13 protein-coding genes and 1 pseudogene are annotated in these 15,685 nt (G+C 66.9%); 4 read left to right on the forward strand and 10 right to left on the reverse strand.

Annotated features, from left to right (window positions below; all coding sequences use genetic code 11):
- The first annotated feature begins 169 nt into the window (after window positions 1-169).
- Entirely contained in the window at window positions 170-934 is a 765-nt protein-coding gene (locus NLF94_RS03350) for a helix-turn-helix transcriptional regulator (RefSeq protein WP_254840057.1), read from the forward strand.
- 32 nt (window positions 935-966) lie between these two features.
- Window positions 967-1,746 (forward strand): HVO_0234 family beta-propeller protein, encoded by a 780-nt coding sequence (locus NLF94_RS03355; RefSeq protein ID WP_254840058.1) that lies wholly within the window; start codon window positions 967-969, stop codon window positions 1,744-1,746.
- Here the strand turns inward: NLF94_RS03355 and NLF94_RS03360 are convergent.
- The gene (locus tag NLF94_RS03360; protein ID WP_254840059.1) at window positions 1,743-2,822 is read right to left on the reverse strand and encodes a DUF373 family protein; all 1,080 of its coding nucleotides are present in this window, start codon (window positions 2,820-2,822) and stop codon (window positions 1,743-1,745) included. The genes NLF94_RS03355 and NLF94_RS03360 overlap by 4 nt on opposite strands.
- 50 nt (window positions 2,823-2,872) lie before the next feature.
- A complete protein-coding gene (locus NLF94_RS03365; RefSeq protein WP_254840060.1) occupies window positions 2,873-3,529 on the reverse strand; it encodes a DUF6517 family protein in 657 nt (218 codons plus the stop codon).
- A gap of 156 nt (window positions 3,530-3,685) precedes the next feature.
- On the opposite strand from NLF94_RS03365, the gene NLF94_RS03370 reads away from it, so the two are divergent.
- Window positions 3,686-4,678: a radical SAM protein gene (locus tag NLF94_RS03370; RefSeq protein ID WP_254840061.1), complete on the forward strand. Its 993-nt coding sequence runs from the start codon at window positions 3,686-3,688 to the stop codon at window positions 4,676-4,678.
- 556 nt (window positions 4,679-5,234) lie between these two features.
- Here NLF94_RS03370 and NLF94_RS03375 read toward each other — a convergent pair.
- The gene (locus NLF94_RS03375; protein ID WP_254840062.1) at window positions 5,235-6,017 is read right to left on the reverse strand and encodes an SDR family NAD(P)-dependent oxidoreductase; all 783 of its coding nucleotides are present in this window, start codon (window positions 6,015-6,017) and stop codon (window positions 5,235-5,237) included.
- A gap of 102 nt (window positions 6,018-6,119) precedes the next feature.
- The gene (locus NLF94_RS03380) at window positions 6,120-6,761 is read right to left on the reverse strand and encodes a non-canonical purine NTP pyrophosphatase (protein WP_254840063.1); all 642 of its coding nucleotides are present in this window, start codon (window positions 6,759-6,761) and stop codon (window positions 6,120-6,122) included.
- 84 nt (window positions 6,762-6,845) lie between these two features.
- On the opposite strand from NLF94_RS03380, the gene NLF94_RS03385 reads away from it, so the two are divergent.
- The gene (locus NLF94_RS03385) at window positions 6,846-7,235 is read left to right on the forward strand and encodes a hypothetical protein (protein WP_254840064.1); all 390 of its coding nucleotides are present in this window, start codon (window positions 6,846-6,848) and stop codon (window positions 7,233-7,235) included.
- Window positions 7,236-7,403: 168 nt separating this feature from the next.
- Here NLF94_RS03385 and NLF94_RS03390 read toward each other — a convergent pair.
- The 6 genes and pseudogenes from NLF94_RS03390 to NLF94_RS03415 form a co-directional block, all read right to left on the reverse strand.
- A pseudogene (locus NLF94_RS03390) lies at window positions 7,404-8,511 on the reverse strand (IS630 family transposase).
- Window positions 8,512-8,916: 405 nt separating this feature from the next.
- On the reverse strand, window positions 8,917-10,221 hold the full coding sequence (gene aceB, locus NLF94_RS03395; protein ID WP_254841394.1) for a malate synthase AceB: 1,305 nt from the start codon (window positions 10,219-10,221) through the stop codon (window positions 8,917-8,919).
- Window positions 10,222-10,361: 140 nt separating this feature from the next.
- Window positions 10,362-12,137, reverse strand: a complete 1,776-nt coding sequence (locus tag NLF94_RS03400; protein WP_254840065.1) for a cbb3-type cytochrome c oxidase subunit I — start codon at window positions 12,135-12,137, stop codon at window positions 10,362-10,364.
- Window positions 12,138-12,418: 281 nt separating this feature from the next.
- Window positions 12,419-13,144 (reverse strand): helix-turn-helix domain-containing protein, encoded by a 726-nt coding sequence (locus NLF94_RS03405; RefSeq protein ID WP_254840067.1) that lies wholly within the window; start codon window positions 13,142-13,144, stop codon window positions 12,419-12,421.
- Between the two features lie 171 nt (window positions 13,145-13,315).
- Window positions 13,316-14,386, reverse strand: coding sequence for an isocitrate lyase/PEP mutase family protein (locus NLF94_RS03410; protein WP_254840068.1), 1,071 nt, complete (start codon window positions 14,384-14,386; stop codon window positions 13,316-13,318).
- 303 nt (window positions 14,387-14,689) lie between these two features.
- Window positions 14,690-15,634, reverse strand: a complete 945-nt coding sequence (locus NLF94_RS03415) for a ferritin family protein (protein ID WP_254840069.1) — start codon at window positions 15,632-15,634, stop codon at window positions 14,690-14,692.
- Window positions 15,635-15,685 lie beyond the last annotated feature (51 nt).

Genomic DNA, 15,685 nt, shown 5'->3' on the forward strand with positions numbered 1-15,685 from the left:
GGGCGACCAGGTCGGCTGGAGGGAGGCGTCAGCGGGGTGCAGTTCCCTCTGGTTCCGGAGTCACCTTCAGATTACGTCCCCGGACGTGTTTCGACCTCTCGGACAGGTTTCGCCCCTCGAAACACCGATCGGGGGGTAATTTAACCCCCGCGACCGATAGGGCGAAGCGATGACCGGAGCCCACGGGGAGGCCCCGCCGTTCTACGACGTCCTCAGGAAGCGCGCGCCGGTGCTCGAGGCGCTCGCCGACGGGCCGCTGACACAGCGGGCTCTCCGGGACGCGCTGGGGGTCTCCCGCTCGACGGTCTACAAGGCGCTGCAGGACCTGGAGGCGGCCGGACTGGTCGCGCCCTGCGAGGCGGGCTACCGGTTGACGGGACTGGGCCGGCTGGCGTGGCGGCGCCACGACGCCTACCTCTCGCGGCTGGACCGCCTGGCGGCCGCCGGCCGGCTCCTCGAGACGGTCCCGCCCGACCACCACCTGCCGCTTCGGCTGTTCGAACACGGACGCGTCCACGTTCCGGGCCGACACGCCCCCGAGCGGCCGCTCGACCGGCTCGAGGAGCGCGCCAAGGGCGCCGAGCGTCTCCGCTGTCTCTCGCCGTCCGGGATGCCGCGGTACTTCGAGAAGATCCACGAACGGGTCCTCGATGGCCAACAGACCGCGACGCTCGTTCTGGAACCGCCCGCCACGGACCGACTCGAGAGCGATTACGACGACTACGAGACTGCGAGCCGGGAGCCGAACATGGAGATACGGGCCGTCGACGGCGAAATACCCTTCGCGCTAGTGCTGTTCGACGACGACGAACTCGGCTTCTTCGGCTACGAGGAGGGCGTCCTCGTCGGCGCGGTCTTCGCCGACGACGCGTCGGTCCTCCGGTGGGGACGGCGGGTCTTCGAGCGGTACCGCGACCGGTCGGAACCGACATAAACGCTTTCGAGGCTCCGCCGCCGAGCGAAGGTATGAGCGACGAGGACATCAGCCTCGACGAGAAGCGCGTCTACGCCGACCGCGAGGGCGCCACCACGGCGTTCCTCGCCACCGGTGCCGGCGTCGCGCGCGTCGAGGTCTCGGCGGACATCGTCGGCGAGTTCGCCCTCCGAGAGCGGTGTACCGCACGCGACGTCGTCGCCGACGACGGCCGCCTCGCCGTCGCCACGACCGAGGACGTCCTCGTCGGGACGGGCGAGGGCTTCGAGGCGACCGGCTTCGGTCCCGCCGACGCCGTCGGCTACCACAATGGGCTGCTCGCGGCCGGCGAGGGGCGACTCGCCCGCTACGAGGACGGCTGGGAGACGCTGGCCCACGTCGGCGACGTCCGGGCCATCGACGGCGACATGGTCGCGGCCGCCGACGGGATCTACCGTCTGGACGGCACCCACGTCGGGCTCGACGCGGTCGACGACGTGACGACGGCGGGCGGCCCGCTCGCTGCCACCGCCACCGGGCTCTACTACCTCGCCAACGGCTGGATGACCGCCCTCGAAGGGGCGTTCCGCGTCGTCGACAGCGACGGGGGTCGGGCCCACGCTGCAACCGCCGACGCGCTGTACGAGCGCGAGGCTGTCGACGGCGAGTGGGCCGAAATCGAGTTGCCGGTCGAGGAGGCCGTCGCGGGCGTCGCCTACGCCGACGCGACCTACGTCGTCACCGAATCGGGGACGTTCCTGGCGAACGCGGGCGACGGCTGGCGGCACCGCTCGCTCGGGCTGCCGGCGGTCGCGGGCGTCGCCGTTCCCTAGCCGACGATTTCGGAGTCCCGCCCGGGCGGGTATCGCTCCTCGACCACGGCGAAGGCGAGCGTGCTGGCCAGCCCCAGGAGCGTCCCGGCCGTCAGCATCACGGCGAGATACGACAGGTCCACGATCCCCAGGAAGAAGGCCGTGAGTCCGTGGAGAACCACGGCGATGGCGACGACGTAGAACGGCGCGTTGAGGTAGCGCCACCGGAAGCCGCCCTCGAGGTACTCGTCGGTGATGCGGCCCAGGGCGACGACGACGCCGGCGGCGGCGACCCACTGGACGGCGCCGTAGACGAACGCGACCGTCGCGCCGAGCGGGGCCGGATCGGGGTCGGCGCCGACGGCTTCGAGGCCGCCGACGCCGCCGACGGCGACCAGCGCGGCGCCGACGACGGAGGTGATGAGCTGGACCCGGCCGGTGAACAGGCCGACGCGGACCCGCTCCAGCAGGTCGTCGATGGCTTCCTCGAGTCCGAGACCGCGAAAGAGGATGTAGAGGCCGAGCAGCGCCGAGATGACGCCGAGCGTCGACCCCGGCAACCCCAGTTCGTCGGCGACGATGGCGACCGGATAGATGAGAAGCAGGATACCGAGCGGAATGAGGATGGTGCCACGGGTCTCCGGGTCGGCGAGCACCTGCTTGAACGTGTAGTACATCGATTCGAGGTCCTGTGCCTGCCGGACGACGACGCGGCGGACGCCGTCGATGGGCACCCGCGAGCGGATGACCGGCAGCACCGACTCGTCCTGTGCGCCGTCGGTGACGACCAGGGCGCGGACGTCCTCGCCGGTCGACAGCGACGCCAGCACGGTGTCGACCTCGTCGCCGACCTTCCGGTTGGCCGAGACGTCGGCCGTGGCGGTCCCGGTCACGACCGCGACCTCGACGGTCTCGTCGTCGATCCGGTCGGCGAGGTGGACGCCCTGGAAGCAGACGTTCACGTCGGAGTCCTCGGGGTCGGCGTTCGCCAGCGCGACGGCGGCGGCCTCGACGGCGTCGCGGCCGACGACGGGCGTCTCGAACTCCGTCTTGCGGCCGAGGTCGTCGTCGAGGTCGACACAGAGGACCAGGAGCATCGGTCGTCGTACGTGGATTGCTCGCGGCGGGTTAAGTCATTTCTCCCCGTTCAGGCGGGTTCGACGGCCCCCATCAGCCGCCGGACGGTCGACTCCCGGCGGCCGAACGCCTGCGGGTGGACCGAAAGCGTGACCAGGAAGTCGCCGCCGACCTCGACCGCCCCGCTCACGTAGAGGTGGACGTCGACCGGCCGACCGACCGCGAGCAGTTGGGCCTCGGCGTCGAAGCGGGTCACCGTGGTCCCGCTGCCGGCGACCGTCCAGGCGTAGTTCTCCCGGGCACCCGCGACGTCGAACTCGTCGTAGCGCTCCTGGACCAGTTCGGCGAGTTCGGCCGTCGACATCCCCGCGACCGGGTTGTACTCCCGCCCGAGGAGTCGGACCTTCGGCGTGGCCAGTGCCGCGAAGACGGCCGCCTGGATGCGCCGGCCCAGCAGGTCCAACTCGACGGCGCGGTCGTACTCGGCGACGACGTTCGTCACGTCGACGGTCCGCCCGATGCCGTACCACTCGAATCGCTGCGAGACGGTCGAGTCGTCGGTCCGGTGGTGGGTGTAGCCGGTCTCGACCTGAACGCGCTCGGGCAGCGTGGCCCCGCTCGCGGCGAAGGCGGCCCCCTCGGCGGTCAGTCGGCCGGTACAGCCCGCGAGCGCCCCGGTCGCGGCCGTCCCGGCGGCGGCCAGGAACGAACGGCGCGTCGGTCGCATACCGGGAGGCAGGCGGTCGTCGGGTTTGAGTCCGTCGGTGCCCCGAACGCCCGGCACCGTCGGGCGTCGGCCGCCGGCGCTCCCGGACGGCTTCGACCGGAGACGGCCACGGAACGCACGACTTTTCCTGCTGGGGCGGGAAACGTCTGTCAACGAATGATTTCGAAGGGCTGTGAACAGTGCGCCGTCGGGGGGAAGATGGTGCTGTTCGTCTACGGCTACTGTGACCAGCGCGACTGCTTCTACTGTCCGCTCGGCGAGAACCGCAAGAACGTCGGGCAGGTGTACGCCAACGAGCGGCCCGTCGAGTCCGACGAAGACGTCATCGAGGAGGCGAAACGGATGGACGCGCTGGGGTCGTCCATCACCGGCGGCGAACCGCAGGAGGTGCTGGAGCGGACCTGTCACTACCTCGAACTCCTGAAAGACGAGTTCGGCGCCGACCACCACACCCACCTCTACACGGGCATCACGGGCGGCCGCGAGAACATGCGCCGACTGTCGGCGGCCGGTCTCGACGAGATACGGTTTCACCCGCCCTACGAGCAGTGGGGCGAGTTGCACGGCACCGAGTGGGAGGACATCCTCTATATCGCCCGCGAGGAGGGCCTGACGCCGGCCTTCGAGATACCGGGCATCCGCGCCGAAGAGGAGTTCCTCGACTTTCTCGACGAGGGCGCCGCCGACTTCTGTAACATCAACGAGTTCGAGATGTCGGACGGCAACTACCGGCGGATGCAGGAGGCCGGCTTCGAGTTGAAGGACGACCACATGTCCGCCGTCGAGGGCAGCCACGACATCCTCGAGACGATGGGCGACCACGAGAAGGTCTACTTCTGTACGAGCGTCTTCAAGGACGCCGCCCAGCACCGCTCGCGGCTCAAGCGGATGGCCAGGAACATCCGCCGCGAGTTCGACGAGATAACCGACGACGGCACGCTCGTCTACGGCAAGACCTGGACGACCGAGCGCCGCCTCGAGGAACTGGGCATCCCCGAGTCGTACTACACCGTCAAGTCCGACCACGTCGAGTTGGCGTGGTGGCTGTTAGAGGAGATGGTCGAGGACGGCGACGTCGACGAGGGCGAGATCGTCGAGCAGTACCCCACCTACGACGGGACGGTCGTCGAGCGGACGCCGCTGGCGTAGCGGTCGGGCGCGGCCGTCTTTTTCGTCGACGTTCGGAAGGCGCCCGTGGCGTCTTCCCCAGCCCATCAGAAGTGCCGTGCGCTTGTAACCGACCCCTCCCTACTTCGCTCGGTCTTGCGACCTCGCTCGTTGAGGGAGGGGCTTTGATGTGGGACTCGCCGTCAATTGTCGCCGGGGAGGAAGGTCGTTCCTCACCCGTACCGAACGACCGTCGGGGTCAACATCCCCACCATTCGGGGGCCGGGCTACTGCGGCCCGTGATACCGGCGACGTGTGCGCAGCGGTATCACTAGGCACTGGTATGGTTGCCCCCGGAAAAAGTGTATCGGGTGGCGAGTCGAACAGCAGCAACAACGGTACCTGATTCCCAGCGTGTCGGCTTCCTCCCCGGCCTACTCGCGTCGTCCTTCCGACTGGCGTCGGAAGTCCTCGCTTCTTGAGGCCGGAGGCTCCGCCTCGAAACCGCTGAGGACGTTCTCGCGCGGAGGTGTCGTCGCCGCGACCCCGAGGCGGAAAAATGTTGGATTGCACCGTGGTCGAACGGGCGCCCCCGAAGTCACTCCGCCGTGTTGAGGTCCCGCGCCGATTTCCGCGTGAGGCGGTTCGGCAGCACGTTCGACACCTTCGTCAGGAGCCTGTACTTCCAGCCGGTGACGACGACGGTGTCGCCGTCCTGCAGACCCTCGTAGCCGGCGCGTGCGACCGTCTCGACGTCCTGCATCTCGCCGCTGCCGAGCGGCGTGTCCTCGTTGTCGGCCCGCTCCTGGAACTCCGTGTCCACCGGCCCGGGACACAGCACCGTCACGTCGACGCCCTCCGGCCGGAGTTCCTCGGCGATGCCCTCCGAGAAGTTCTTCATGTAGGCCTTCGAGGCGTAGTAGATGGCCATGAACGGCCCGGGGAACCAGGCGGCCGTCGAGGCGACGTTGAGGACGCCGCCGTGGCCCCGATCGGCCATGTCGCCGCCGTAGCGGTGGGTCAACTGGGTCGGCGTCACGACGTTCAACTGCATCTGGTCCAGTTCGCGGCCGAGGTCGTTCTCGACGAAGGCCCCCTGGGTACCGATGCCGACGTTGTTCACGAGGACGTCGACCTGGATGTCCCGCGCCTCGGTCGTCTCGTACAGTTCGTTCGGGGCGTCCACCGAGGCCAGGTCCATGTCGATGGCGTGGGCCCTGACCCCGTGGTCGTCCTCGAGTCGGTTGGCGAGTTCGAGCAACTCGGTTTCGCGGCGCGCCACGAGAGCGACGTCGTGGCCGTTGGCCGCGAACTCCGTCGCCAGTGCGCGGCCGATGCCTGCCGAGGCACCGGTTATCAGCGCCGTTCCGTCGACTGTCATACTCGTGTAACGCCCCTGACCCGTTTATTCGTGTGGGATCTCGACCGGCTGTGGCGACCGCTCGTCACGCGTGGCGTCGGTCGACGGCGGCGGAGACCCGGCTCAGCGACCCTGGAACCACTCCGCGAAGGCGCCCAGTGCCCGCCCGCGGTGGGAGACGGCGTTCTTCTCCTCGGGGCTCATCTCCGCGAACGTCCGGCCGTCGTGTTCGAAGATGGGGTCGTAGCCGAAGCCGCCCTCGCCCCGCGGTTCGACGATGCGGCCGGGGACGGCGCCGGTGAACAGCTTCACCGGGAGCGCGCCCTCAGCGACGGAGTCGTCGGTCGCGGCGGTGGCGCGCTCGTCGGCGGCCAGGTCCCGGCCCCGTCTGTCCGTGGTGTCGACCGGCTCCGGCGAGGCCTCGAACGGCTCGCCGTCGCAGTAGGCGACGACGCACCGGAACCGCGCGCGGGTGGCGTCCTCGCGGCGCGCGAGCCGACCCACCCGCTCGACGCCGAGGGTGTCCTCGACGTACGCCGAGTAGGGGCCGGGGAAGCCCTCGAAGTCCTCGAGGAACAGGCCGGCGTCGTCGACGATGACCGGCGCGTCGGCGTGGCGGTGGGCCGCCCGCGCGCCCTCCGCGGCGATGGCCGCCATCGAGTCGGACTGTATCTCCGGGTAGTCGTAGTCCAGCGCGACCACGTCGTCGAGGTACTCCTCGGCCTCCCTGACCTTCCCCTCGTTCGTCGTCACGTAGTAGAGCATACCGGGCGTTGCGGCCCGCGAGGAAAAGCCCCTCCGATACCGCGACCCGGAGGCTTATGAGTGTGTGAGGCGTACTCACGGCAAATGAGTGACGCGGACGACGACCTCCGGTCGGTACTTCTGGACCACTCGGACCACCGGGCGGTCCGGAACGTCTTCGGGGCCTACACCGGCGGAGGGACGGCGACGCTCGACGACTACGTCGAGGCGATGCGGGCGACCGACGGGGAACTTGCGGTCGTCGCCGACGACGGCGCCGCCGACGTCTACGCCCGCTGGAACGGCAACGGTGGCCGCTTCGAGCACCTCACCATCTGGCCGCCGTGGTCCATCGGTGGCTTCGACCACAAGGACGGCGACCGACTGGCGACGTTCCTCGAGGAGAAGGACGACCTCCGGCCGACGCCCCACAGCGAGACGCCCTTCGAGGACCAGCAGGTGCTGTCGAGTCTCGCCCACCGTATCTGGCCCTAGGACACCCACTTTTTACACGACCCCCTTCGGGGGTCGGCAAAAACGTGGGGAAAATATGCGCGAGAGCCTCCAGCCGCGCGGCTTCGCCGCACGTTAGTCGGCTCTCGCTACGGCGACTCGACGGCTCCGCCGTCTCGTCGCCGCGTGGTTCGAAAGACGCCTTAGTGATTAGCGGATCTTATTGAGGAATCCACTGAGGTGATTGTCAATCCACGATGCAGCGAAGCTCAGTTGCTCGGTCAGTTCTTCGAACAGATCGTCAAGGAGTGTTCGGTACTCGTCTTCATCTTCGACAATCAGCGGTGATGACTCCCACTTGAGACTTTTCCAGACTGGCTCGATTGGATTGAGATGCGGCGATCCAACCGGAAGGAATACGAGATCAATTCCTAGTTCGTGGGCACGCTTGCGAGTGTACTTGCAAATGTGAGATGAGAAGTTATCTAAAACGAGCAGAATCCGGGTACGCGGATTCTGCTCGCGGATCGTCTCGAAGCACTCACAGATCTGTTCTTTCTCCTGGTTCGGCGGGAAACGACAGTACACTCTCACCGTTGAGTGCATAGAACCCGGCCGCTGGTGTGTCGATTTTCACCAGCGGCCGGGTGATGTGTGGGTCATCAACTGTGTACATCCGCTGAGAATTGTCCCACGGCTGTGGATGTGACAGGTCGAAAAACCCGATGACTGTGCCACCATCTGTTCGAATATCCTCGTCACGGTCCCAGTCTTCGTCGTCTTGATCTTTCTCTCGTTTGTTGTGAGGCTGATCGTCGGCATCCTCGTCGAACGCGTACTCGACGCGTTCGTCGAGAATCCCTTCGGCGTCGTCTGGTCGATCAGGACGTTTCGTCCGTGGAATAGCGTACGAGAGGCCGAGGTTGTCCAGAAACGTCGGTAGATAGTGTGGATGATACTCGATATTGAATTCCTCGTTGAGGAGATGCTGAATCTCCTGTTTTTTCCAGGGCTGGCCCTCACGGAGTCGCTCGATCAGTCGCTGCTGTTCGGCCTCGCCGAGCTTCGGGGGCCTGCCGCCCCCGAAGTTCGGCGTGAGTTTGCCCAGTCCTCCTTCATTCCAGCGTTCGACCCAGTTGTCAGCTGTCCCCTCTGATCGCCCAACGTCATCAGCGGCTTCAGCGAGCGTCGCTCCCTTGTATAGCCGTTTGATGAACACGAGCCGTTCGTGTTGCTTCACGTCGTCAGTTTCCGTGAGCAGTCTATCCAGGTCTTCCTCGCTCAGGTGGCGTACAACTTCTTTCTCACGGCCAGTCATTACATCGAAAAGACGGTTTTCCTCAATAACTTCCCCGAATGACTATGGCGTCTTTCGTCATGCGAAACGAGCGCTCCGCGCTCGTTTCAGCAAACCGCTCGCTGTCGCTCGCGGATGCTTGTCCCCTTCGGGTCCCAAGGCGGGACCGGAAACGTTCTCCCCGGATTTTCGTCCAGTGGTCCCTACTCGTGGACAGACACACCGAACGGGAATCGGAGCAAGCATCCGCCGAGGGGGCGTTCGGAGAACGCTCCCGAGGCGGTTCGCGGCGCCGAACGAAGTGAGGCGCCGTAGCGCGCGCGGACTAACGCGCTCGACCGCAGGGAGAGCGCGGCAGGAGCACGCGCGCATATTTTCCCCACGTTTTTGTCGGGCCGGCCGCAGGCCGGCCCGTGCAAAAAGTGGTTAGTTACCGACGTTCATCGCCCGCTCGACGACGTCGTCGCTGTAGATTTCGGCGAGGTCGTCGTGCTGGTCGGGTCGGTTCTCGTAGACGTCCTGGAACAGCGTGATGGGCGTCTGCAGGGCTTGGTAGGTCGCCTCGTCCCACATGCGGTCGCTGGCGACGTCGACCCGAACGCCGTCGATGTCGACCGTGGCGGCGCGGGTCATGGCGATGGCGCCCTTGCCGGCCTCCTTCGCGGCCTCGAACTCCTCCATGGAGTCGACGATGTCGTCGAGGCTGGGGACGTAATCGAGGAGGTCCAGCAGTTCCTCGGCCAGTTCCTCCTCGGTCTCGAGGAAGTACTCGTCGCCGGCGACTTCGAGTTCGTAGCCGCCGTCCTCGGCCTCGAGGTCGACGGTCTCGCCGGTGTAGACCTCGACGCCGTCCTCGCTTTCGAGTTCGGCCGTGCGGCCGCCAGCCGACAGCGTCCAGTAGCCCTCGGCGGGCGGCAGGGGACTCCGGTTGGCCTCGACGACCTGGCCGGGCGTCAGCGACCAGATGCCGAGCATGCCCATGGCATTGTTGGCGGTGATGCGGTCGTGGTAGCCCTCGACGTCGCGGATGTCGTCGTAGGGGCCGTCGACGGAGATGAGGCCGGCGGCGCTGGCCGCCCGGGAGGTGTTGTGCCGCAGTTCCTTCCACTCCGGCAGGCCGCCCGTCGGCGTGATGGCGCGCATGTCCTTGGTGTAGTCGACCTCGCCGTCGACGAGCAGGAACAGTCGCTCGAGGTTGTTGGTGGCCTTGCCCATCTCCTCGCGGAGCTTGCCCATCGCGAGTTCGGCGGAGCCGGACTCGATGATGACGGACATGGCGAGGCTACCCTCCTCCAGGCCGTACTCGTTTTCGACGATGGTGATGAACTCGTCGGCCTTCTTCCAGTCGTCGATGTCGCCCACCTCGGGGATGACGAACCCGTCGATGTGTTCGACGGCGCCGTTTTCGGGGTCGGCGATTTCGAGCATGTGCTGGAAGCCCTTGTAGCGGGTCTCGGGACTGTCACGGTGCCAGACGACGCGGGGGTGAATCTCGCCGGGGAAGTCGGCGCCGCCCTCGGCGACGACGTCGGCGATGTTTTCGGCACCCTCGTCGCGCATGTTCGGCGCGGTGGCGTCCTCGTTGTCCGGCACCCAGACGTCGGGCGCCTGCATCCCGCGCAGGCCGATGGCACTGCGGAGCTTCTTCGCGGAGTCCTCCTGACCCTGCTCTGCGGTCGGCGTCGTGAAGAACGTCCGCACGAACGTCCGGTCGTGCGTGCGCTCGTCGATTGCGGTCATGGTCACTCGAAGGGTGCAGTCGCCCGGTATTAAAGATGGCCGAATCGGTTCTATTGACGTTTCCGCCTGAGGTCCCTGAATGCGCCGCCGGTCGTGCTCGCACCGTCAGGTTTCGACTCGTCGACCGGGGGTCACTCTTCGCCGCCGTCGGTCGCGACATCGCTTTCGGGACCGTCGCCGCCGTCGGTGGTGGCGAGTTTGCCCTCGGTAGCGAGTTGCTCTTCGAACCACGCGAACTCCCGGCCGTGGAGACCGTCTGACTTCGTGTTCCAGGGATCGGGGTCGGTGACTTCGGGCCCTTCGAGGTAGGAGCTAACGACGTTCCATATCCAGATGATCTGTCCGAAGAGGATGACGAACGCGCCGACGGTAGTGATCTGGTGCAGCAGATTCACAGAGGCAAGCGGCGCAAGTCCTGGGTCGAACGCGTAGGTCGCGTACTTGCGGGGCATGCCGAGGTAGCCGAGGACGAGCATGGCGAAGAACGTGACGTTGACGCCGATCATCGACAGCCAAAAGTGCCACTTCGCCAGCGTCCGCTGGTACATCCGCCCGGTGACGATGGGGAACCAGTAGTAGATGCCGGCGAAGACGGCGAAGACCGTCCCGCCCATCAGGAAGTAGTGGAAGTGCCCCACGATGTAGTACGTCTCGTGGAGGAGGAGGTCGACGGGCGTCGACGCCAGGAAGACGCCGGTGACGCCACCGATTATCAGATTCGAGACGAAGCCAAGACAGAACAGCATCGGCGCAGTCAGCCGGATTCGGCCGTTCCACAGCGTCGTGATCCAGTTGAACGTCTTGACTGCAGTGGGCACGGCGATGGCCAGCGTGACCGCCATGAACGACGCGCGGATGCGGGGGTCGATGCCGCTGCTGAACATGTGGTGGCCCCAGACGCCAAACGAGAGGACGCCGATGGCCAGCGTCGAGTAGACGACGTACTTGAAGCCGAACAGCTTCCGGCCCGCAAACTTCGGCAGTATCCACGAGACGATGCCCATCGCTGGGAGGATGAGGATGTACACCTCGGGGTGGCCCCAGAACCAGAAGAGATGCTGGTACAAGATGGGGCCGCCCCCCTCGACGGCGAAGAACGTCGTCCCGAAGTTCCGGTCCATGAGCAGCATGATGAAGACGCTACCCAGGAGCGGGAACGCAAAGAGGATCTGTCCGGACTGGACCAGAACCGTCCACGAGAAGATGTCGAGGTTGGCCCAGGTGACGTCCTCGCCGCGCTCGGTGAAGATTGTCGTCGTGAAGTTGATGGCGCCCATCGTCGCCGAGACGCCGGTGAGGTGCAACCCGAGCAGCATCAGGTCGACCCCCGGGTTCGGCTGCTCGACCGACAGCGGGGCGTACATCGTCCAGGAGGTCGCCGCCGGGCCGACGGCACCGCCGGTCACCGGCCCGAGAAAGAACCCCGCCCACACGAGCAGCGCCCCCGGCGGCAGCAGCCAGAAGGCGATGGCGTTGATGCGGGGAAAGGCCATGTCGTCGGCGCCGACCAGAATCGGGATAAAGTAGTTCGAGAAGGCCGCCAGGACCGGCGTCCCGAACAGGATGAGCATCGTCAGCCCGTGGCTCGTCAACAGTGCGTTGTAGAAGGACGGCGAAATCACCGTCTCGGTCGGCGTTACCAGCTCCGTTCGCATCAGCATCGCCGCACCACCGGCCCACGCGAACATCAGCACGCTGTAGCCTCCGTACAGGATGCCGATGTCCTTGTGATCGACGGTGGTCAGCCACCGGAGGGCGCCCGACGGTTTGTCGCGGGCCTCCGCACTACTGCGGGTGGTCCCTGGCGTCGAAACGCCCGTCCAGCCTTCCGCTCGGGCGATAGCGGCGACCACCGCCACGAGAAGCACGCCCATCAGCACCGTCAGCGCGAGTCGTTCACCGGCCATCGTCGTTCACCTCCGGTCACCGTTGTCGGACGGCGGGTCTCCGTTCTCGAACGCGTCGACCATGTCGCGAGGACGTACTTCGTGGTCGGTATTCAGCGCTAGTTTGGCGAGCGACAACTCCCCCGGTCGTCCCCTGAGGCCGCGCCGTCGTTTCGCGGGACTCCGAAGACAGGGGCTCACCGTTGCGAGGGTGATTGACGCGTACCGAACCGAGGCCGGCCGTCTTCGTGGACGCCGTCCGGGCCGGGGTCCGCCCACCGCGACCCGTCGTGGGGGGACGGCTACCAGTCCCTCGACCCCTCGACGTACCGAGCGACGAGTTCGGCCTCCGCCCGGCGAAGCCGGTAGGAGAGCGTCGACCTGGGGACGTCCAGCCGGTCGGCGATCTCGTCGAGGGTCGTCCGGCGCGGCGTCTCGTAGTAGCCCGACTCGACGGCGGCCTCGAGTGCGTCCCGCTGTTCGACCGGGAGCGACGTCGACTCGAGGACGCCGGCCCGCCAGTCGGTGGTCTCTCCGAGGTTCCGATACCGGAACCTGAGCCCGGACCGCAGTCGCGCCCCGAGGGTGTCGTACAGCAGACCGACCTTCTCGTCGGAGCGCGCCAGGACGCGCCACTCGTGGCGGTCCTCCCTGCGCCGCGTCTCACAGACGGTTCCTGGCGGCAGATACCGCCTGACCAGCGTCTGGACGGTGCTCTTCGGCCTGGCCCCCTCGACGTAGGTGTACAGTACCATCGTGCCGTCGGTCGCTTCGAGGACGTCGTGGTGGTGGTCGCCGCCGCAGTCGGAGGTTTCGATGCTCTCGGTACAGACCGACCCGTCGAACCGACACCGCCGGACCGCCTCGAGGGCGGCCGCCGGCCCGGTGTACCGCTCGATACGGAAGAACCGCTCGGCGGTCAGACACCCCTCGAAGGACCGGGCCGCCAGCTCCGGATGCCGCAGGAACACGTCCGCCAGCGGGTCGGCCCCTTCCTCGTACTCGATGTCGAAGACGAACTCCCGCATCACTACTCACCCTGGGCGTGTCGCAAGCGACGTCCGTCCCCGCGCGGGGGTGCGTCGGGGCGGACTGTCGGGGTCGTCGCCAGCACGGCGACAGCTACTCGGCGAAAAACAATAAACCGTCCGCGCCGGACCGGCGCAGGTCCGGTCGACTACTCCGGTTCGGCGGACCGCTCAGTCGTCGTCCTGCTCGGACGTGAGCGGCTCGTTCTCGTCCTCGGTGAAGCCCTCGCTGGCCTCCATCCGGGCCTGGGCCTCGGGGTCGTACTGCGCCTCGATGTCCTGGAACCGGGAGACGAACGAGAGCTCGTGGTGGCTCTCGGTCTCGTGGCCCAGGTAGCGGTCCTCGAGGTCCCACTGGGCGGCCTCGTCGTTCTCGGAGATGTTCTTCATGTCCTCGTAGACCGCGTGCGCGCCGGAGTGCAGCGCGTACAGCGTGATGAAGATGTACTGGTAGCCGAGGTCACCCAGCTCCTGGAACGTGAGCGGGTCCTCCTCCTCGCTCCAGGCGAAGGAGCTGGAGTAGTTGAACGCGAGGTCGATCTCGGGGTGGGTCTCGTGGAGTTCCTCGGCGTAGGCGACGGCGTCCTCGCGGGACGGGTCGGGCATCTCGGGCCACACCAGGTCGACGCCGCAGTCGGCGTACAGCCGGCCGCGGGCGACGTGCTCTTCCCAGTCGCCGTTGGCGGAGCCGTAGGCGTCCGTCCGGGCGATGACGATGGTGTCGTCGGACTGCTTGGCGTCGACGGCCGCCGAGAAGCGCGCCTCGGCGTCCTCGCGGGAGACGATCTTCTTGCCGGCGATGTGCCCGCAGCGCTTCGGCGTCGTCTGGTCCTCGATGTGGACGGCGGCGACGCCGGCCTTCTCGTACTCGCGGACCGCGCGGCGGACGTTGTGGATGCCGCCGTAGCCGGTGTCACAGTCGGCGACGACCGGCAGGTTCGTCGCCTCGACGATGCGCTTTGCGTTCTCGACCATCTCGGTCATCGAGACCATCTCGAGGTCCGGGAAGCCGAACTGGCCCAGGACCGTCGAGTAGCCGGACATGTACGCGGCGTCCAGGCCGGCCATCTCGGCCAGCCGGGCGTCCAGCGCGTGGTACAGGCCCGGCGCGAAGGTGAAGTCCTGCTCCTCGAACTTCTGGCGCAGTTCGCGCGCGGCGGGGTTGTCGACGTCTCGAACGATCGATTCGGTGTTCTGGACTCGGCTTGCGACCTTGTCCTCTCCGTCGTTGTCGTGTGCCATGTGTATCACGTAGTAGGACCGGCGCCGAGCGGCCGTCCGCCCGGGAGACCGGCAGTCGTTCCTGAGCGAACGCAGTCGGCACCGACGGCGTCAGGTCGGCCAGTTCGGAACCGGGACTGCGGGTCACTCATCGTGTGCACTCGACCCGAAACGCGACGGCTACAAAACCTTTATGATCTTTAATGTTAATACTCGTTAGACTGTTTTCAGTCCTAAAGGGAGTGGGAATCTCTAGCAGTCGTGTTCGGTCGGACGGTGCTCGAGAGTCGCTGGACGGCGGCGGGAAAAGACGGCGGGCGGTCGTCAGTCCGCGGCGGCGGGTTCGTCGTCCAGTGCGACCAGTTCCTCGACGTCCGGAATCGTCGCCTCGCGGTCGGTGATGATGTCGATGCGGCGAGTGAGTTTCTCGCGGGCGTACTCGACCAGCGGCATCGGCTCGGCGACCTCGCCGGTGGCGCTGACCGTCTCGGCGACCAGCGGCATCAGGTCCTGGAGGGTGTCCCGGACGACCGCCTCGTCGACGCCGTCCTCGGCGAGGTGGTGCTGGACCTTCTGCATCCCGAAGCCGACGTGTCGTCCCTCGTCGCTCCGGATGTAGGAGATACCCTCGACCAGTCCCTCGACGTGGGGGAAATCGCCGGTCGGGACCGCGTCGCTGCCGCGCGGCGACAGCGCCGACGTGATGCCGTAGTAGCCGGTCTGTGCCAGCACCGATTCGACGACCAGGTGGTAGTGCGAGTACGCCTTCACGCGGTTCTCAGGGGTGTCGTCGGTCAGGAGCCGTTCCATCGCGTCCTCGGTGCGGTCGAACAGTTCGACGTAGCCGTCGGGGAAGAACCGCTGGTCGGTCGGCGCCACCCGCTCGAAGCCCTTCGCGTCCGCCACCGGGTGGACGACCTCCCGCCAGTAGCGGTCGAAGAACTGGGTGTGCTTGGCCTCCTCGTAGATCTGACTGGAGACGAACATCTGGTCGTCGATGTCGTCGACGGCCAACATCAGCGGCGCGAGGTCCTCGGTGACGGCTTCCTCGCCGGCACCGAACAGCGCCAGCGTCTGCATCAGGTCCTCGAACTCCGTCTCGCCGAGGGCGTCGGCCGCCGCCAGGCGCTCGCGGTCCTGCTCCAGGAGCGTCCCGTCGACGTCCTCGTAGGGGTCCCAGTGGTTGTAGACGGCGTGTTTGAAGTAGCCGCCGCCGACCGAGTCGGGGTCGATTCGCAACTCTCGGCTCGCGTCCCGTATCTGCGTCATGGGCGATACTGTGGGCGAGCGGCCCAATCGTCGTATCGCCCGCGATTCGAG

It is taken from the genome of Natronomonas marina, assembly GCF_024298905.1.
Taxonomy (GTDB): domain Archaea; phylum Halobacteriota; class Halobacteria; order Halobacteriales; family Haloarculaceae; genus Natronomonas; species Natronomonas marina.